The 21325-nt window shown below is 38.0% G+C and carries 11 protein-coding genes; 1 reads left to right on the forward strand and 10 read right to left on the reverse strand.

Going from position 1 to position 21325, the window contains the following annotated elements:
* Position 1: 1 nt before the first annotated feature.
* The 9 genes from DL897_RS09010 to DL897_RS09040 form a co-directional block, all read right to left on the reverse strand.
* Positions 2-6523 carry a non-ribosomal peptide synthetase gene (locus tag DL897_RS09010; protein ID WP_168188733.1) on the reverse strand — a complete coding sequence of 2174 codons (6522 nt, stop codon included), beginning with the start codon at positions 6521-6523 and terminating at the stop codon, positions 2-4.
* A gap of 98 nt (positions 6524-6621) precedes the next feature.
* Positions 6622-7731 (reverse strand): arginine 2,3-aminomutase, encoded by a 1110-nt coding sequence (blsG, locus tag DL897_RS09015; protein WP_113658822.1) that lies wholly within the window; start codon positions 7729-7731, stop codon positions 6622-6624.
* Positions 7732-7906: 175 nt separating this feature from the next.
* Positions 7907-9175, reverse strand: a complete 1269-nt coding sequence (locus DL897_RS09020) for an MFS transporter (protein ID WP_113658989.1) — start codon at positions 9173-9175, stop codon at positions 7907-7909.
* Between the two features lie 34 nt (positions 9176-9209).
* Positions 9210-14315: a non-ribosomal peptide synthetase gene (locus tag DL897_RS09025; RefSeq protein WP_240627325.1), complete on the reverse strand. Its 5106-nt coding sequence runs from the start codon at positions 14313-14315 to the stop codon at positions 9210-9212.
* A gap of 548 nt (positions 14316-14863) precedes the next feature.
* Complete coding sequence (gene loaP, locus DL897_RS09030; protein ID WP_113658823.1) at positions 14864-15427, reverse strand: antiterminator LoaP; 564 nt, start codon at positions 15425-15427, stop codon at positions 14864-14866.
* Between the two features lie 831 nt (positions 15428-16258).
* On the reverse strand, positions 16259-16411 hold the full coding sequence (locus DL897_RS18240; protein ID WP_168188734.1) for a hypothetical protein: 153 nt from the start codon (positions 16409-16411) through the stop codon (positions 16259-16261).
* A 109-nt stretch (positions 16412-16520) separates the two neighbouring features.
* On the reverse strand, positions 16521-16703 hold the full coding sequence (locus DL897_RS19035) for an N-acetylmuramoyl-L-alanine amidase (RefSeq protein WP_420824126.1): 183 nt from the start codon (positions 16701-16703) through the stop codon (positions 16521-16523).
* On the reverse strand, positions 16676-16918 hold the full coding sequence (locus DL897_RS18630) for a hypothetical protein (RefSeq protein ID WP_240627327.1): 243 nt from the start codon (positions 16916-16918) through the stop codon (positions 16676-16678). Before DL897_RS18630 ends, DL897_RS19035 begins: the two co-directional genes overlap by 28 nt.
* A gap of 1236 nt (positions 16919-18154) precedes the next feature.
* Entirely contained in the window at positions 18155-18637 is a 483-nt protein-coding gene (locus tag DL897_RS09040; RefSeq protein WP_240627329.1) for a DUF3995 domain-containing protein, read from the reverse strand.
* A 586-nt stretch (positions 18638-19223) separates the two neighbouring features.
* Between DL897_RS09040 and DL897_RS09045 the strand changes: the two genes are divergently transcribed.
* Positions 19224-19640, forward strand: coding sequence for a DUF6463 family protein (locus DL897_RS09045; protein WP_113658825.1), 417 nt, complete (start codon positions 19224-19226; stop codon positions 19638-19640).
* 1081 nt (positions 19641-20721) lie between these two features.
* Here DL897_RS09045 and DL897_RS09055 read toward each other — a convergent pair.
* Entirely contained in the window at positions 20722-21255 is a 534-nt protein-coding gene (locus DL897_RS09055) for a GNAT family N-acetyltransferase (RefSeq protein WP_113658827.1), read from the reverse strand.
* Between the last annotated feature and the right edge of the window lie 70 nt (positions 21256-21325).

A 21325-nucleotide genomic window follows, 5' to 3' on the forward strand; every position in this document is an offset into this window, starting at 1 on the left:
TTTAAAACTTGATATGTCTAGGAACTCTTGAAACCTTTTTTATAGGCAATTTTCTTTCAGCCTTTCCTTGATCCTTCCAAGCTTGAATGATGTTGGACATTTCAGCAATCGTAGGAGAGTCAAATATGACTTGTAATGAAACATCTACTGAAAACTCATTGCGAATCCGCGACATTACTTGAGTAGCTAGTAATGAATGTCCCCCTATTTCCAAGAAATTCTCATGGATACCGATCTGTTCTCGATTCAATACCTCCATCCAAATGGAAGCCAACCTTTCCTCAACCCAATTGCGAGGTTGCTCATTTTCATTGATAACTTGAGGTAGTTGCGGTTTTGGCAATAAGTTGCGATCTACTTTCCCTCCTGGTGTCAAAGAGAAGTCCTCTATGTGGACAAAGGAAGCTGGCATCATAAAATCAGGCAGAGTTTCTTTTAGATAAGAACGAATAGACTCCATCGAGTCTCCCAACCTCTCCCCCTTCAAATACGCAATCAAATGCTTTTGACCCGGTATTAAATCCTCTCGCACCATCACCAGTGCTTGTTGGACGTCAGGATGTTGTTCAAGCGTGGCTTCTATCTCCCCTAGTTCAATGCGAAAGCCACGTACTTTAACCTGAGAATCAATCCGCTCTATATATTCAAGCTGTCCGTCCTTACGGTAGCGAACGAGATCTCCTGTCTTATACAGCCGCTCTTTATCTCTAAAAGGATGTGGAACGAATTTTTGTGCGGTTACATCAGGAAGATGAAGGTAGCCTTCTGCTAGAGTTACACCTCCTATATACAATTCACCTGAAACACCGATAGGAACAGGTTGCATATGGCTATCCAAAACGTAGAGCTCAACATTAGGAAACACTCTGCCAATAGGAATCTCTTTACACTCGTCGAGCTGGTCAGATTCTTTATCAGAGTAACTGCACACCGCAACAGTGGCTTCCGTTGGTCCGTAGCTATTGATCCAGTGGATACGTCCTTCTGTAATCTGGATCCACTTTTTATACACAGACATGGAGGCTTTTTCTCCCCCAACATCCACCACTCTTAAAGAATCAGGGAATACATCCCTTCCTACCTCTAGCTCATTCACTAAATAGTGCCAATAGGCGGTAGGCAAGTATAGAACTGAAACACGTTGATGGTAAATCCAGTCCATAAAATCATTCGTAACCAAAATGTTTTCTGGTCGTAACACTAATGTTGCTCCTTGAATAAGAGTTGGAAACATTTCTTCAATAGCCATATCAAAGCTGATAGACGCAAACTGGGTCACTCGATCACTTGAATCCAACTGTTTTCCACGGACAATAGAATAAATCAAGTTGACTAAAGAACGATGACGAATCATGACCCCTTTTGGCTTGCCTGTCGAACCTGAGGTATAGATCACATAGGCAAGATCTTCAGATGTCGCCTGTCGTGCCAGTTGCTCTGAGCTGATAACCACGGACTCCGTCAGAGCTTTATCCACTAAGACCGTATCAAACTCATCATTTGGTAAACGATTAACCAGCTCTGTATGTGCTAAGATCACAGGAGTATGTGTGTCTTCTATCATCCAAGCGATTCGCTCCATAGGATAACTTGGATCAAGCGGAACATAGCTAGCTCCTGCCTTTAACACACCCATCACGGAAACCACTAATTCAATTGAACGCTTTTGATAAACTCCGACTATCGTCCCCGGACCAATTTGTTTCTGTCTTAATATTGAAGCAATTTTGTCCGCCTTTTCATTTAATTCCCGATACGTATACGTGTCCTCTCCATCCACTACAGCAATCTGATCAGGATAGCGACCCACCGTTTTCTCAAACAGCTCATGAACCAAGCATTGATGATCCGGTATTTGCTCAACATTTTGGTTCCAATCGGTTAGTAATAATTGTCGCTCCTGTTCCGTTAACAAAGGAGTCTGCGAAATTTGTTGATCTGGAGCCTTTAACATACCGTGTAATAGCTGCTCATAATGTCCGATAAAACGAAGTATCGTATCTTCGTCAAATAAATCTGTTGCATACTCAACCGTTCCTCTTATCTCTCCTTCTATCTCTTCCATTTCTAATGTGAGGTCAAAAAGAGCAGTTTGTGTATTCAGCTCAACAGGCTGAATGTCAATGAATGGGAGATTCACCGATTCATTCGGCGTATTTTGTAAAATAAACATCACTTGAAACAAAGGGGAGTACCCTAAGTCTCGATGTGGCTGTAACTCTTTAACCAACTTTTCAAAAGGGACGTCTTGATGCTCGAAAGCCTCCAATGCCACACCACGCACTTGCTTTAGATACTCTCGCCATGTCTGTTTTGCTTGAGGATGGGTTCTGATCACAAGAGTATTAACAAAGAAGCCGATCAAAGACTCCCATTCTTTTCGATTTCTGTTCGCTATGGGTGTACCTACAAGCAGGTCTTCTTCACCTGTGTATCTATGCAATAATACTTTAAATGCTGTCAGTAGGGTCATATATAACGAGACATCCTCTTCCTGACAGAAGCGATTAATAGACTCAGTTAGCTGTTGATTAAAGCTAAACCGTACACTTGCTCCTCGATTTGATTGCACAGCAGGTCGTGGGCGATCAGTAGGAAGCTGCAGAAGTGGCAAGGCTCCTTCTAACTGTTGCTTCCAATAGTCCATTTGTTCTGTTAATACTTTTCCTTGCAGCCAATTACGTTGCCAGACCGCATAATCAACATATTGCAAGGGTAGGTCAGGAGGTAAGTTATCGTCCCCAATCAGTTCGTTTCGATAACCAATGAATAGTTCATCTGCAAAGATAGACATCGACCAACCATCAGATACAATATGGTGCATGGTAAACAGAAGCACCCATTCCTGATCATCTAACTGATATAAAATTGCCCGGATAAGCGGACCGCAAGCCAAATCAAAAGGCTTGTCTACTTCCTGATTGGCTAAGATTCTAGCTTGCTGTTCACGCTCTCCATCCTTTAAGTGCCTTAAGTCAACCTTTTCAATAGTGTATGGAGTAGGGTGGTGTATGACCTGTACCGGTTGACCATCCTTTGCTGGGAACGTGGAACGAAGCGCTTCATGTCGCCGAATGATTTGTTGGTAGCTTTTATCTAACGCATGAATATCTAAGTTACCCTGTATTTGTACAGCAAATGATAGATTGTATGCCGTTAATTCCGGCTGCAGCTGTTCAAAGAACCATATTCTCTCCTGAGCGTACGAAAGCGGCATGCATGCTTCACGAGGAGCAGGGGACACCCTTTCAGCTTTATGCTCTGACTCTTTTTGTAAATGCTCTTCTACACAAGCCGCTAATTCACATAACCTTGGATAATCAAAAATCCAATGCAAAGGGAAATCACTGTTTAAAGTGGAACGAACACGCGAGATCACTTTTGTGGCTAAGAGAGAATGTCCCCCTAGCTCAAAAAAATGATCTTCTCTTCCGATTGGTTCACAATTCAATACTTCCGCCCAAATGGCAGCAATACACTTCTCCATTTCCGTTTCTGGTTCAGTCTTGTTCTCTGTTAATAAATTTCGGTCTGGTTTGGGAAGCGAGCGACGACTTACCTTGCCACTCGGCGTTAGTGGTAAGGCTTCAATCTGCATGAAGATGGATGGGATCATATACTCTGGAATTTGTTGCTTTAAATGTTCTTTTAAACGATCCTGGTTTAGCCTATGATCAGCAACGATATAAGCGGCTAAATAAGCTTGACCTGATTCTTCATGGCCCATGACGACCGTTTCCTGAATACCAGGAAATTGATTAATCACAGACTCTACTTCTCCCGGTTCAACTCGATATCCACGAATTTTCAGCTGATCATCCATTCTTCCTAAATAATCTATATTTCCATCAGGCAAAAAGCGTGCAAGATCCCCGGTCTTATAGAGCCGGGCATTCGAATGTTCCAAAAATGGGTGTGGAATAAATCGTTCGCGAGTCAATTCATCTCGATTCAAATACCCTCTTGCTAGGCAGATCCCCCCTACGTATAGCTCTCCTGGTACACCAATAGGTACAGGCTGAAGCTGAGAATCAAGAATATAGATTTCTGTGTTGTCAATCGGCTTGCCAATGGGTGGCAATGGGTTTTCTTCTTGTTCTAAGTCATCGATCATCAGGGCTGTAACCACATGAGTTTCTGATGGTCCGTAATGATTTTGTATACGGCATCCTTTTAACTGGTTGACCCAGCTTCTGATCTGAGGAGTAATTCGAAACTGTTCTCCTGAAACGGTGATCTCTTGTAACTTGCACTGGCTTAGATCAAATTGATCGGCTACTTCAGCTAGCTGTTGAAAAGCAATATAGGGAAGGTGGACACGACTGATCTTTTCATCTAAGACCAGCTTGAATAGTGCCTCTGGATCCTTCCTCGTTCTCTCGTCAATAAGTACTAAGGTTCCTCCATTACTAAATGTGGCAAAGATCTCCTGGCAAGACATATCAAAGTTAAGAGTTGAGAACTGAAGTACATTGGCTTTAGGAGACAACAAATTTTTGTTCTGCCATTGGATCAGATTGACCAGGGGGCGATGATCCATCATAATTCCCTTCGGCTTCCCCGTTGAACCCGAGGTGTAAATCACATACATTAAGTGATCAGGGGTGACGTCGACTTTGGGATTTTGCTCGGTTGGTGTAATATCCTGTAGATGATCACATAGAATCAGATGCCCTTTGACTTTCTGAAGTAATACTTGAAATGAAGACTGAGTCAAGATCACAGGAGCATTCGTATCTTCTAAGATGTAGGATAAACGCTCCTCGGGAAAAGCGGGATCTAGAGGTACATATCCTCCACCTGCTTTTAGTACACCAAGAACGCTAATGATCATTTCTAACGATCTTTCCATACAAATTCCTACAGCTACGTCAGGACCGACTCCCTTATCTCTCAACTGTTGAGCTAGTCCATTGGCTAACGCATTTAATTCCCGATAGGTTAAAGAAGCTTCTTTGAATATAACCGCTTGCTCATCAGGAGTTTTCTCTGCTTGCTCCTCAAAGAGATGATGCAAGCACTTTTCTGGCATATCATATGTAACGGTCTGGTTCCAATCCACAAGTACCTGCTGAACCTCAGAATCACTCATCATCTTTAACTGAGAAATAGGCTGTTTTGGATCTTCAACAATACTATTTAATAGTGTTAGAAAATGATCAAAAATACGGGTAATGGTTTCTTCTTTGAATAAATCAGTGCTGTATTCGACAATACCGATAATGTGATCAGGGTATTCTTGTAATAAAACATCTAAATCAAACTTTGCTGTCTGATTGTCTATGTCATATGCCTCTACTATTACATCCTTTAGCTTGAGAGGAGGAGTAGACGTAATCAAGTTAAACAAAACCTGAACAATTGGTGTGCTACTTAAATCACGGTCAGGTTGGATCGACTCTATCACCTTTTCAAATGGCACATCTTGGTTGGAATAGGCCTCTAAAGTAGCTTCTTGAACTTGGCGAAGGAAATCTAGAAAAGTCATCTTGTCAGAAAGAGAAGAGCGTAAAACTAACGTATTCACGAAGAAACCAATCAGTCCCTCTATCTCCTGAAATCTTCGATTAGCAATCGGCAACCCTACTATTAAATCTTCTTGTCCAGTGTAGCGATGTAACAAGGTTTTAAATGCAGTTAGCAATGTCATGTACAGTGAAACGCCTTCTCTTTGACTTAGTTTCTTTAGCGATGATGTAAGGCGGTGTGGGATTGTAAATGAGATGCTCTTTCCTCTGAATGATTGACGATTCGGCCGTGAGAAATCCCAAGGCAATTGTAAAACGGGTAATTCTCCACTTAGCTTTTCTTTCCAATAGGATAACTGCCTTTGCATTTCCTCCCCTTTAAGCCATTCATTCTGCCATAGAGTATAATCAACATATTGAATTTTCAGCTCTTGTAAAGGAGATGCACTCCCTGTTAGATACGCTTCATAAAGAGTCTCTAACTCTTGATACAAAACACCAGTAGACCAACCGTCTGAAACGATGTGATGGATATTTAGCATAAAGAAGTGGTCTTCTTCATTGAGACGAATTAGTTTAGCACGAATAAGGGGACCATTAGCTAGATCAAACGGTAACTGTGCATCTTCTAAAAGCAACTCCATCGCTCTATCTTCCATTTGAGTTAAAGAGTTATTTTCTATATCGATGACATCCATTCTAAATTGAAGCTCTTCAGTAATCACCTGAACTGGATCACCGTTTACCTCGGAAAAAGTGGTTCGCAAGGTTTCATGTCTTCGTATCAATTCCTGGATACTCTGTTGTAATGCTGTCTCTGAAAGTCTCCCCTTTATGCGGAAAAGCAAGGGAATATTATAAAAAGGGTGTTGCGGATGAAGCTGATCTAAGAACCACAATCTTTTTTGGGCTGAAGAGACGGGGATATCGCCTTCTCGTTTGGCGATCTGAATTTCTGAGGTAAATGAATGACTATTTTTTTTCGTTCTTAATAATGTTTTTAATAGGTGTTGCTTCTTTGCTGAGAGTTTAGACTTACGTTCATCATGATTCATATCGAGCCCTCTCCTTCCAGCTGCTTTAGTCATTGCATTACTTTGCTAAAAAAGAAAATGTATACCATCTCATCGAGACGGTATACGATTTTTTCATTTTATTTAACTTCAACCGCCCCTTCAGGCGTTAAATAAGGAAGGATGGTTTCTTTATTCTCATAGCTTTTTAGTACTAGTCCATCTTCATTGTAATCGATGATTGTTTCAATAGGGATTGGTATTTTTCCATTTATTGTAGTAATAATATAGTTTGGAGTTGCAAACCCTGTAGTATACCCTACAAGCCCTTTCATAATCTCTATTCCTTTTTCTAGAGATGTCATGAAATGCGAGACCCCGGTCACATTGTCACAATGATATAAATAGTAAGGTCTTACGCGTATTTTGACCAACTCATGTAGCAATTCTTTCATCGTGTCTAGGTCATCATTAATTCCTTTTAATAGAACACTTTGATTTTGTACAGGAATCCCATGTCTAAGCAATAAATCAACGGCTCTCGCTGATTCTTCCGTCACTTCTTTAGGATGATTAAAATGTGTATTTAACCAAATCGGATGATATTTCTCTAGCATTTCGCAAAATTCTTTTGTAATTCTTTGTGGTAATAGGACAGGATATCGAGATCCTATACGAATAATTTCTACATGCGGGATACTTCTCAATCTTCCGATAATTTTTTCTAATTTTCTATCGGAATAGGTTAAGGGATCTCCCCCTGTCAACAAAACGTCTCTAATTTCAGGATGGTCCTCAATATACTTAAAATCGTCTTCAAAGGTTTGTACTTCGTTGTCTCCAAAATAGGTTCCATCTAGGTCTGTTGTATGATATTTTCGTGTGCAATGTCTACAGTAAACGGGACAAGTATCTGTTATTAACATAATGATTCGGTCTGGGTATTTATGAACGACACGATTAGTCACTCGGTACTTTGTATCACCTACTGGATCTACATCTGAATAATCGTATTTAATAAATTCGTTCGATGAAGGAATAGCCTGTTTTCTTATCGGGCAGTTTGGATCGTTCGGATCCATTAGTGAAGCATAATACGGAGTGACAGCCCAGCGATAAATTCCTTCGCTTCTTTTAATGGCTGCTTCTTCTTCAGCGGAAACATGAATATGCTTTTTTAACTCCTCTAGAGTCTGAATTCGATTTCTAAACTGTTGGTTCCAATCGTTCCAATCCCAGCTCACGTTCATTATGATTTATTCCTCCTTAAAAAATGTTTTCATACAAGCACTTCAAATAGACCTGTTTGATACATATCCTATACTCTGGTCATCAATAACGATTCTGCTCTGTTCTATTCACTAACTTATCGTTTTAGTAATCCCCCCTTTCATAATCCATCTATAATTTACTACTTAATCAAGACTAAAGGCTTATTTCTTCATGCGTAGTAGTTTTGGGTAGATCTTTTATCGAGCGAATGGAAGACATAGATAGATAGATGGCTGCTACTAGTATACCGAGAGCACCAATAATTAACGTTTGTAACGTTCCAATCCAATCCCCTAAGGCTCCACCAATCACAGCACCTAATGGAACAGTTCCCATGATGCAAAATCGAATAGACGCATTCATCCGCCCCATTAAATTGTCTGGGGTAATCGATGTCCTTAAGCTTCTTTGGTTGATGTTATGAACAATGAGCATACTTGAATCGACGATCTGTACAAAGATCAATAATGCGATTGAATAATACATCGGTAAAAGGGTAGCTAAAGGAATCATTAGCGTAGCTGTTCCTGCAATGATTAAGGATGTAACAATACTCAGTCCCACCCCTAATTTTTTTGTCATGGGTCCAGCAATAAACGCCCCTAGGAGAGCGCCAACTCCCGACATGGCAAAGACGACTCCAATGTATATCGGAGGAATGTCCAGCTCTCGTGAGACATAGAGAATAAATATGGGTTCCATTAACACTGTGAAAAAATTAAAGATCATCGCACTAATCGTTAATTTCCCCATTATTTTGTTTTTTGTTACAAATTTAATTCCTTCTAAAATTTGCGCCATGATCTTTTCGTCTTTTGGGCCCTCCTTTTGGATGGGTGGTTCCTTCTTTTTAATTCTAGAAAGAAATAAGGAAGAAGTAAGAAATGTACACGCTGTAATGATAATGGCGATGGGGGCTGTGAAAGCTTGAACCAAAGCCCCACCTAAGCTCTGCCCTACAATTGAAGCACTTGAACTACTAAATTCCATCTTGCTGTTACCCTCAATAAGCTCTTCCTTTTCTATGATAAAGGGAAGATAAGATAGTTGACCTATATCTGAAAAAACGGTATTGACTCCAATCAGAAAAACAATAACATAAAATAACTCTATCTGTAGAAGATTGAAGTACATTGCAACTGGAACACATAAAATTAAGATGGCTCTTATGATATCCACCGTAATCAACATCGGCTTTTTGGGTTTACTATCTACCCAAACCCCTGCATGTAATCCTATAAATAATATAGGTAGAAACTCCACAGCATATAAAATCCCCATCTGTAATGATGTTGCTTTTAAATGTATTGATGCTAACAATGGAAAGGCTAATAGTGTGATCTGGCTTCCAAACATAGCCATCGTTTGTCCAAACCATAAGTTTCTAAAGTCTCTGTGTAACCATAGTCCCTGGAGCTTCATTTGATTATTTACTCCTTCATTTATTTTTGATGAGTTAGGAGATTGAGCTTTCATCTAACTGTTCTAGAAGCATACTAGCCTCTTCATCTGACATATTCTCAATCTTTCTGATTAATTGCTCTTCCAATTCTAACGCTAACTCCTGTATAGTTTCCTTCAAAAATATTTCCTGTAACGGAATCTCCACCCCGAAACGCCTGCGAATTCGTGAAAGAACTTGAGTGGCAAGTAAGGAGTGACCTCCAAGCTCAAAGAAACGATCCAATACCCCAACTCGATTAAGCTTCAATAAATCCATCCAAATCTCCGCTAGTGCGATTTCAGCCATAGATTGTGGGGCAACGTATGACTCATGATCAAGATGAAACACTAAATCCTGTTGAAGAAGCTGATTTCGATCTACCTTTCCATTGCTATTCAATGGAAATTGCTCGAGATAAAAGAGAAAACTAGGCACCATGTACTCTGGCAGCTTGCTTTTCAGATAATTCCTTATCTCTTTATCCTCTCTTATCCCTTCCGGATCACTAGGGATTATAAACGCAATAAGGCGTTTCAGATCATCCGTCTCCTTCTTTATTACCACAACTACGTCTTTAACTAGTGGATGCTTTTGGAGTACATTCTCTATTTCCCCAAGCTCTACGCGCATTCCACGAATTTTCACCTGATTGTCCGCTCGTCCTATAAACTTAATGGAGCCATCTTCACGGAAGTATCCTCGATCTCCCGTTTTATACATTCTTTCGCCTGAAGTAAATGGGTTTGAAATAAATGCACGGTCCGTTTTCTCTGAATCATTTAAATACTCTCTAGCTAAACCTACCCCTGCTAGATACAAATCTCCAACCACACCAATTGGCACAGGCTGTAAATGTTCATCCAAAATGTAAACATAGTTATTATCGATCGGCTTCCCTACACAAACGGGCCCAGTATCCTTTGTATCTTCTATCGTACAAGTGTGAATCGTAGAATCAATGGAAACCTCCGTTGCACCCCAGGTATTATTAAGGGTTCCTGGCATGGTTTCAAAAAAACGATTCACCGTTTTCGGACTTAAGGCTTCCCCGCTGGAAATACAACTTCTCAATGAGGAAAGCTTCTTTATATCCTCTGGTGTTATTTCATCAAGGACCATATTTAACATGCTCGGAACGAACTGCAGATGTACCGCTTGGTATTGAATGGCATCATCCAAAATCGCTCTAGGATCGCGATGTAGGTTTGGCTTCATTAGAGCAATACGCCCGCCCACCATGAGCGGCCAAAAAAATTCAACAGCCGCATCGTCAAATGTTAATGTTGTTTTCTGTAGTACAGTTTCCCCTGGCTTTAATTTAAAGTAGCGTTGCATCCAAATCATGCGGTTCACCCAACCTTTATGAAGATTGGCTACTCCTTTAGGTACTCCCGTTGAACCAGATGTGTAGTAAACAGATACAAGATGCTCAGGAGTAACATGAACCATCGGCTTATCTTTAGATGCTGTTGCAAAAATATCTTTGTGGTTTAGCTCTAACACCACAACATCCATCATATCATTCGGCAGAGACTGAGAAAGGGAGAGTTGAGTTAAGCATAATTTAGAGCCCGAGTTCATTATAATTTGGCGCCATCTTTCAGGAGGAGATTCTGTATCCAAAGGTAAAAAGGCTCCTCCAGCTTTCAAAATTCCCAAAAGTCCAACAACTATCTCTATAGAACGTTCAATACATATAGAAATGATTTGATCCGGTCCTATTCCTTTTTCTGAGATTAGATAATGGGCTAGCTGATTTGAAAGTACATCAAGCTCTCTGTAGGTTAAACTTTCATCTCCAAAAACAACGGCGGTATGATCTGGAGTCAGCTGTGCTTGCCGTTCAAATAATTCATGGAGACAGCACATCTCAAATTCATGGTCTGTATCATTGAGTTTCATGATTTGGGCTAGCTCTGCTCCTGATACGATAGAATATGCAGCTAACTCTTTCTTAGAATCTAATACGACTTGCTCCAACAGTGTGACGAAGTTTTCAACCAATCGTTCAATCGTTGATTTCTTGAATAAATTTGAGTTAAATTCAAGAACACCTTGGTATTCCTCTCTGCTATTCTCTGTTAGAAACATGGTCATGTCATACTTAGCTGTATGGTTATTCAGATTGATCAGTTCAACGTTTAGACCAGGTAATTCCAGAGATTCTTCCATTTTATTTTGGAACGCAAACATAACTTGAACTAATGGAGAATAGTCCATATTCCTTTCAGGCTGCAATTCACTTACTAATCTCTCAAAAGGGACGTCTTGATGATGAAATATCGTAAAGCAACGTTCTTTTACCTCATTGAAATAATCAAAGAAGGAGGTTCCTGGTTTGTATATACTTTTGATGACTAGAGTATTAACAAAAAAGCCGATTAAATGTTCTAATCCATGTTGATTGCGATTGGCGGTCGGAGAACCGATCAAAATTTCCTTTTGTCCAGAATAACGATGAAGAAGAAGATTGAATGCCGACAGGAAGACCATATATTCCGAAGCATGGCTGCTCTTTGCCAACTCTCTGATTCGTTTTACTAGCGAAGAATCAATCGAAAAATAGAGTTTATCCCCATCATACGTTAAAACGGCAGGTCTTGGGTAATCAGTAGGCAGTTGCAATACGGTAGGCATACCTTCTAGATCTGCCTTCCAAAAATCGAGCTGTCTAGTGATCTCACCTCTCTCCAGCCAGTTTCTTTGCCTGCTTGAAAAATCAAGATACTGGAACGATAGCGGCTCTAAAGGACATAATTTGTCGTTCTGGAAAGCATCATAGAGTATATTTAACTCTTTTAAGAGCACGAGGAAAGACCAAGCATCCGTAATAATATGATGCATATTCATATATAAAAACCATTCTTCATCTTTCAGCTTAAATAGCATAGCCCGAAACAATGGAGCTGTTTGGAGTTCAAAAGGCTTTCTGGCGTCTCCATACATGACCTTGTGGGCATAATCCTTGCGTTCTTCGGTTGGCATGGTAGTTAGATCATATACAGGGATGTCCAATTTTAGCTCATCCACGATCACCTGAGTCAGCTGTTCATCCTCCATTTTAAAAGAGGTTCGCAACGTTTCATGCCTTTCAACTATCTTTTGTAATGCATGGATTAACGCTGTACTATTTAAATGACCCTTGATTCTGAAGGCAATAGGTTCATTATAAACAGGCTGATTCTTATCCAATTCTTGCATTATCCATAGCCTTTCTTGAGCAAATGACGCAGGAAAAGCTTCTCTGTTTCTGGGTATTTGTTGAATTGTTTTGACTTCATTTGCAGGTTCATAATCATGGAAATAGCTTGCCAACTCGGCTACCGTTTTATGTTCGAACAACAGTTTTAAAGGGGCATCCTGATCCAGAAAAGCACGTATACGGGTCATAACCTGAGTCGCTGATATAGAGTCTCCACCAAGCTCAAAAAAGTCATCCTTGATTCCAACCTTTTCGATATGTAAAACTTCAGCAAAAATCCCTGTCAACCACTCTTCCAATTCACTGCTTGGAGCCACATACTCTGATTCGACATTAGGTCGTATTGCACTTGGGGCAGGTAGTGCTTTTTTATTTATTTTGTTGTTCTGATTTAAAGGCATTTTATCCAAAAAGATGATGAAATGAGGCATCATATATTGGGGTAAATAATTTTTCATACCCGCTTTCAATTGACTAATTGTAAGTTCTTCCCCTCCATGCAGTACAACATACGCAACTAAACGCTTGATTCCTGGAATTTCTTCCCTTAATAGAACAATCGCCTCTTTTACTTTTTGCTCTTTGCGTAACACTTTTTCAATCTCTTCTAGCTCAATTCGAATCCCTCTTATTTTTACTTGGTTATCTACTCGACCTAGAAACATGATTGAGCCATCTGGTCTGTAATATCCTTTATCTCCTGTTTTATACATTGTTCCTTCTTGAAATGGATTCTGTAAAAACACTTTGGCATTTCTCTTAGATTGATTTAGGTAGCCTCTAGATACGCCAACTCCTGCTACGTAGAGATCTCCCACTTCTCCTACCGGAACAGGATGCATTTTCTCATCAAGAATATAAACATATACATTATCAAACGGCTTTCCTATACATATGACTCCATCTTCATGGAGATCATCTAGTGTACAAGTATGAATGGTTGCGTCAATCGAGACTTCTGTGGAGCCCCAAGTATTATAAAGTTTACCCGGCAATTTTTTGAAAAATCTATCTACTATATCCGAAGTTAAAGGATCTGCACCAGCAAAAACTCCCTTTAAGCCGATGAATGAGTCACGTTCATCTTCTCTTATTTCTTCTAGGATTCGGCTTAACATACTAGAAACTACATACATATATGTAACTTTATAGTGAATCAATGCCTCTACAATGGCTCTTGGATCTCGATGTAGACCCGGCTCCATTAATGCTACCCTTCCACCAGATATCAGCGGCCAAAAAATCTCTACGGAAGAGTCATCAAAAGCAATACTTGCTTTTTGTAACAGCGTCTCACCAATCTTCAATTGATAAGCTCGCTGCATCGCTAACATTTTGTTCACATAGCCTCTATGAATATTTGCGACACATTTAGGTGTCCCTGTTGTGCCAGATGTATAATAAACAGATACCATATCATCTGGTGTAACGTTAACATCTAGGTTATGTTCTGGTAAAAGAGAGATAATATCTTTGACTTCTTCTAGAATGACAAAACTAGTCAGTTCGGAATGTCTAAGCTCTTGTAAATCATTATTACATATACATAATGGAGATTTAGCCTCTTGTAGAATTTGATGAACACGCTCTTTTGGAACTTCTGGATCAATGGGTAAGTAAGCTCCTCCAGACTTTAAAACCCCTACTAATACAACAACCATATCAATGGAACGCTCCATGAATAAGCCTACTGGGGTATTCGGCTTCACTCCCATTTCTACTAAAAAATGAGCAATTTGATTCGCTCTCTTATTCAATTCTTGATAAGTAATCAACTCATTGCCGATGACAACCGCTTCAAGATCAGGAGTTTGTTGAGCTTGCCTTTCAAATAACTGATGAAGACAGATTTGTGGTAAATCCACATCGGTACAATTCCACTCTAGCATTCTTCTTAAGTTCTCATTTTGAATCAATTTCTTCTTCCTCTCTTTTTAAGCATTTATTCTTCACTTCAATGAGCTTCTCTATAGCCTCTAGTCGTTTTGCAGTTCCGTCATCAGTTTCCCCGAGCCACATTATCTAAACGATGATACGCAATTCGTGGGGGAAAATTTTCATTCTAGGCTATACATTGATTATCAATTTGATATATAATACGGAATATTATTAAAATTTGAATGCCATTCATTTCACTACTCCTATAATTTTCCGAAGTAAATGTTTTTAGAGTCTATACTCCCCCGTTCAATACACAAAAAATAATTCACTTAATTAACCCATTTTTTAATATTGACTATCCATAATAACTGTATTTTCTGAAAATAATTAAAATAATACAGTCAAACTGTGGAACTGCTTGCCTGCTACTCGGGTCGTGTAAGTAGACACCATTTCAAAAACTGCAGGACACATCCTTCTCCTTGAAATTTATTGCAAGAATTTAACTAAGATGTGTCCATAGAACTATACTAACTCCACTTACATAATAAATACATTCCGATTTTATAAGTATTTTGTTTATCTATACAGGAGTGGTTAATATTTCGATTCCAACATCCACTGTTTGAATCATCCCCATAAAGTTAAGAGCAATTTTCGCTCTGTTTTTGCGCTTATCTATTTTTTTTATGATCCCCTCCAGCCCTTTTAAAGGACCAGAACAGACCATAATTTTAGAATTTTCCGTATAAACTTTCGAAAAACCAATTTCTTCTTTACTTTGAACCAATCGAAGAATGAGATCGATCTCATCTTTTTTGATTGGACAAAAAGCAGAGTTTTGACTGTCCTGAGTCTTTATATCATCGTACTTGTAGTCAATGTTATACTGATAATTATTTAGAAGATGAAGATACTTTGGTATTTGTTTGAGCTTATAGTATAAGTCTATATTCATGCACGTATTGAGAAATACATATCCAGGAAATATGATCTTACTTGTCTCATATAGTCTACCTTGTCTTCTTTCTTTTATTTTCCTTTTTGGAACCATTACCTTGATCGTTGATTCATCAATATACTTAGTGATCAAAGCTTTTACCAATTCTTCTTGTCCAGTTTGAACGAACAGTGCATACCAATCCATTGGAATCAGTCTGCCCTCCTACCTTCGCTTTTGGCCGGTGGCATAGCTTCGCCCTTTCATCCAAGTATATTACCTGCACTACATCAATTACACTATGTCCCCTCAGTCCATTAACGTGCCGTAACAACAATTAATTTTCTTTTGGTTTTTTATGATAATTCCATATTAGCAGAAAAAGATGGAAAAGTCATCTTTGAATTAATTTTTTTTAAGTTGTAAATTTATTATTAATAAATAATTATACAATTAATATATTTTATTATTAAATTATTGTATATCTTGTTCCACCCTCTTCTATAGCAAATTTAAGCAACAAAAAAGACCACTCCCTCACATGAAAAAATCATGCATTGAAATGGTCTCGCTTAGTAAAAAGGTGTTTCGATGCGACTACTTCATTTTTGGAAGCTTCCAAATTCGTTAAAAGCCGTGTCATTACTAGGTTGGTGCTGATGACAATTTGTGGTCAAAAATCATCTCACTAAATACCTAGTAATTACCTGATAAATGTGTAAGTGGTGAAGCCAAGGATGGGAACAATTTTTTGAGAAAAAACCACAAAAAATTTCATATATACCCACTCCAGATATTATCTGGGATGCAATTTTAAACGTTCTTATCCATTTTTTTAAAAAAGATTAACTATAGTAATTCTTTAAATCAGCAGTATCATTAAACTTATTTCCTAAGGTTCTTTTTACAAATGATCTGAGCGTGTAAATTGCTGGAGCTTGATACACTTTCTTGTTGTTATCTTCATTTTGTCCATTACTATTCCTAACCTTTTCCATAGAAATCCCTCTCTAAGAGATAGTCTCCCAAAAAGTACTATCACATTTTTTTCAGTACTACACGAACATCTTTACTTGACCTAGATTCACTGATAACAGGTTGTAAAGATGCGTATCCAGGTCTTCCACGTAAACGCCAATCTAAAATCCAACGGGATAGTTCTTTTGATGCTTTTGGAGAACCCGCCTCCAAATAACAATCTCTGTCTAATGATACTTTCAGATATATGCTTACTTGGCTCTGTATACTTTACTCCAAAAAACTGACAAATTCCCTTGCATACCTCAATAGCACATTCTTGTTAAAATTTCTGATCTATCATTAATCTCGATTCTCTCAGCTGAGAATCATCCATAAATCCAAATTCAATCAATACCGCTGGCATGACTGTCTTACGAATCACCCATAAATGTGAACCATCCTTAAGACCTCGGTTTTTTTGAGATGTCCCTCCAATTACTTCACTATGAATACATTCAGCCAACCTCTTACTTTTTGAACTAGAAGCATAATAAAATGTTTCAATCCTTTCCCCACCGCCTGCGTTCCATATGGAACATGAATACCTAAATCTCTCATCTGTTCTTCTGACCATATTTTATGAGTGTTATGAAGATATACACCCCATGCCTCTACAGAAAAACAACTTGGAATCTTGGGAGGAAAACTCATAATCACTACTGATTCACATAAGCTCATAAAATCCTCTCGTTCTCTTGTAACGTCTAATGTATACTTCATTTTGCTTTCTACTCTATCGTATCTAGTTAATATCAACCCTAATCATCGTGCCTTTATCATCAAAATGATAATCTAATCGAGCCCCACATTCCCGACAAATCAAGTGTAAACAATATTAAATGACATATTATATTCTTAGCGACAAGCAGTTCGCCACCATATTCAAAATAGGTTTCAAATTCGGATAATAGAAAATAGTAGTCTTACGAATCTCCCCCAGACAAACTCCCCAACGTGACCAAGATCAATATACTGAGCAATGGAGTTGACTGGTCACAAAGTCTTGCATCACTTGGTATTCTTTATACCAAATTTTATCTTTTTTACTGAAATACTCACAAAAGATATAATTCAAGTATAAGATCTGTCCTTCATCGATTGGTAACTTCATATGCTCTCTTGATCTTTCTCACACTCATGACTTTCGCAGAACCAAACTCGATTTTTTTCGATTCCTATATGTTGCCCATTCTTGTCGAGATGAGGCTTACGGCATTTACAACAGTAAGCAATTTGAGTGTCCTTCCTTTCATTCATCCCTATCTTCTCGATGTATCAGTTCATAATAAACCTCATTCTATTATCTCAGAATTGCCAAAAATGATAAGTCATCCAAATGAAAAAGTACCATCATGTGAGACTGTACTGCTCAGGTCCCAAGATCACTTGAATATGTTTGTTGTTATAATGAAAAGCGAGAGGATTTTTCTATTCCACAAAATAAAACTGAGTTTCGACTTGATCTACTACTCCTAAACTCTGATAAAAAATCGATGTACATCAGGTCGAACATCGTTTTATATTAAGAGTTTAGTCTTCATCCACGAGAGAGAAAAGTTGTTCTGTCCCAGTCCCTTTTTGTTTTTTAATTGTCATGCTTTTCTAGAAGTTTCTAGCCCTTTTACTAGCTTTTCTGTGATGAGTAGAGCTACCTCACCTATTTGCATACCCGTACCTAATAAAAGAATGATCAGAGTATGATCTCGATACGCATAATAGGACTTATCCCTTTGTTTCAGTATTCTGTATTATCCTAACATCTGACGGATATGTTTATCAGTAAATCTTTCTAATGCGTTAAAAATAATCAATTTTTTTCATCAATTTTCGTGTCTTTTATTCAATTAAACACATATTTCCTCCTAAAGCTGAACAGCACGATCTCAAATACATGAAAGAAAACCATCATTATAATTAAAAGAAACTTATTTTATCGGCGAAGTCAAAAAGCATAGAGAATACAAAGAATGTAGTCAGCAGAAAAACAAAGATCAAATACAGTACCGTGCTTCGTCTCATAGTAGAGATTTGAACACCAGAAGCATGCGCATAGTGAGCAGCTGTTAAGCAGGTCAATATACCCATGATAAGAAACCATGGTTGGTAAAGCAAGAGATCCCATAAAGCCAAACTGTCCATATCAAACACAATCCAATGAGGCAGCTTCATTGTAATAACACCTGCTAAAGACAGAGTTGATATAATCATTCCAGAAACTCCGTGTGCAATTAAAAAGGCAGCACATAAAAGAGTAGGAATTAATATCATCAAACGAGGGATTTTTAACCCCCCAATCAACGGTATCCACGTCGGAATAATCCTTCCATACGGTTTGACAAGCGTAAGCAAGATGAATCCACAGACTAGGATTAAGACACCTGCATTGTAACTTGCCATGTAAAGCCCGCTAGTGTCTCCTTAAAATTGAGCCGAATTGTGAATAACTCCGCCTGCTGCTTCATAGAAACGGACGAAAACTGCATACATGAGCGCCCAGAAGAAGCCCACATAGGCAGGCCAGACAGATACCTTTGTAAAACGTTCAAAGGCATTCAAATTTTGAGTTGGTAATTTTTTATTGATTGAACTTTGTTTTATATTCATATACATGGTTCATCATTCCTTGTTTGTCGGATAATATTTTACAAGTTGTTCAAAACACTTTTAAACCAAAGTGGTTCGATCAACCATATGATCAAATGTTCTAGTAACTGATATATTAACTTCAAAATCGGGATCTCTTGGAAATAGGTATAGCTTTCCGAAAATCAGAGTTTGGCCGTTCAGTAAGTTAATAAGTCAATATTTAACTTATATAATTTCATTCTTTTCGAAATTATATCATACGGTATGGTATAATGTCAAAAGGAATGAAATAATATATAATCCATTCCCTTTGTTGATCTGTCTAATGTCTACTTACGATATCGCATTCATAAAAAAGAATAGGGAATTTTCTGATTTTATATTAAGAGGCAAGGCAATGAATAAAAAAAGCTCTTCCCATTTATGGCTTCCCAAACTAGCTGGAGGGCTACTGATCCTTATGGGTCTTTTTCATCCTATTTACGCAATCATTGCAGACCACGAGATGTGGAAACAGTTTATAATGTCTGGTCTTTGGAACTCAGTTGTCCCACCTTGGGAAAATCGTGACATTGTGTTTCAGCGAAATTTTTGGACTTCAATTGAAAGCTTGTGTTTTCCATCTGCTTTATTGGGTGGCTATATTTTATGGAGTATTCAACGAGGTTATACAATTCCAACCTTTCTAGTTTGGGGAATTTTATTATATGGTGTAGTATCTTCCATCCTTGCACCTATTTCAGGGTTTTGGTTTCTAGTTATAGAGGGTCTATTATTGCTTATTTATCAAATCCGAACAAAACACAAACATTGAAGAGGTTCCATATGAGATTTTCACAAGAAGCATACAACCACCATCAAAGCTCCGGTTCCGTGTGGCTGCCTGCCAACATCTTGATCCTTGAGACTACATCTGGCACGTCTGTTTCCCATACTTATATGCGAGGTTTTTTGAAATCAGTAAAGCACTTGGATGGATGAAATTATAGTTTATCATCGTAGGATACCAAATTAATTATAAATATTTGGTAATATCATTGGGGATATAAATTATTATGAAAGGTTGGTTACCATGAAAAAAACTTTAATGATCACTAATCTCCTCATTCTCGTTATTGGTGTCATTCATTGTTTTTCAACTCCCCTGTTTTATTCACATTATAATTTAGATTCTGTTTGGTTTTTGATATCTGGATGTTTTCTTATATTACTCAGTTTTATTAATTATCTTCTTGTTTCACTCAAAGACAAAGAGAGATTACTTTTTTGGTTGGCTGATATAGCAAATACAATAGCAGTTATAGTCTGCACCATGCTAATACTAGTTGAAGCAGAAGCACAAATTATTTTTCTCTCTATAATCCTTTGGTTGAATGCTATATGTGTATGGAAATACCATTATAAGTTTCGTCGGAAACAGGATTAATTCCATCTATCAGCAAAAAACGAGTATAATACATACTAATTCAGTCCTAGAAGGAAAAAATTATGAATCATGAAAACCACTCAGGGAGATAGCCCCAATGCCACATAGCACCACAAAGTGGACGATGAGCAACACGAGAAGCACAAAGAGTGCGACGCGATTGAGGTTGGTTATAAGACTTAACTGGATACATGTGATATAAAGCTAAAAAATATTACTCCAAAAGTGAAAAAAAACATGCTCTTCTTTCTACAAATAGTAGATAAGTTGGCGTTTAATGGTACAGAGTAATGATTTTAGATTTACATTATGTTTTGGAGGATTTTCATTAATCGTCAAATTGGAAGCTTGAATCCCTTCTCCATCTGTCACAGATCATATAAAAAGATTGTCCACTGAAAATGATAAAAACGATTTTCAGTGGACAATCTCATTCTAATTAATATCTAATCAATTTACTAAAGTAGCTTTATTCTGAAAAGGCATCTGAATAACGAACTACACCCTGCACATTTTTAAGGGAATTCTCAGTTAATTCTAGAGCCATAAAAACTTCATCAGGCACCTCAAATGGGGCTCGTATATTCCATAAACTCGCTGGTTTAAATCCGAATTTTGGATAATAATTTTTATGTCCTAAAACAATAACTGAATGATAACCAATTTTTTTTGCCTTTTTTAATGCATCATGAATTAATTGACTTCCAATCCCCTTTTTCTGGTACTCAGGTACGACAGCCACTGGAGCAAGCGCCAAAGAATCCACTGTTTTTTCAGCATCTACGATTGTAATTTTAGATAGAAGAATGTGACCAACCATTTCTTTGTTTTGATCAATTGCAACTAATGAAAGTTCAGGAATAAATGCATCTGATTTTCTAATACGATTTATAAGTAGATGCTCTTTCTTGTCACTATATACTTCATTTAAAAAGGCTCTTTTAACAATCATCTCAGTCGTATTATATTCTTCAGTAAGTTCTTGTCTAATTAAGATTTTCATTTTATAATCTCCTTCTCTTTTAATAAATTATATTTAAACTTGTTGACAATAACATACCATACTGTATAGT

The sequence above is a fragment of the Thermoflavimicrobium daqui genome (assembly GCF_003313465.1).
GTDB lineage: Bacteria > Bacillota > Bacilli > Thermoactinomycetales > Thermoactinomycetaceae > Thermoflavimicrobium > Thermoflavimicrobium daqui.

Bases quoted from the DNA above. Each gene is read 5' to 3' on its own strand.
- DL897_RS09010 (WP_168188733.1), bottom strand. From the start codon at position 6,523: ATGAATCATGATGAACGTAAGTCTAAACTCTCAGCAAAGAAGCAACAC.
- blsG (WP_113658822.1), bottom strand. From the start codon at position 7,731: ATGAACGTGAGCTGGGATTGGAACGATTGGAACCAACAGTTTAGAAAT.
- DL897_RS09020 (WP_113658989.1), bottom strand. From the start codon at position 9,175: ATGAAGCTCCAGGGACTATGGTTACACAGAGACTTTAGAAACTTATGG.
- loaP (WP_113658823.1), bottom strand. From the start codon at position 15,427: ATGGATTGGTATGCACTGTTCGTTCAAACTGGACAAGAAGAATTGGTA.
- DL897_RS18630 (WP_240627327.1), bottom strand. From the start codon at position 16,918: ATGAGCTTATGTGAATCAGTAGTGATTATGAGTTTTCCTCCCAAGATT.
- DL897_RS09040 (WP_240627329.1), bottom strand. From the start codon at position 18,637: ATGGCAAGTTACAATGCAGGTGTCTTAATCCTAGTCTGTGGATTCATC.
- DL897_RS09045 (WP_113658825.1), top strand. From the start codon at position 19,224: ATGAATAAAAAAAGCTCTTCCCATTTATGGCTTCCCAAACTAGCTGGA.
- DL897_RS09055 (WP_113658827.1), bottom strand. From the start codon at position 21,255: ATGAAAATCTTAATTAGACAAGAACTTACTGAAGAATATAATACGACT.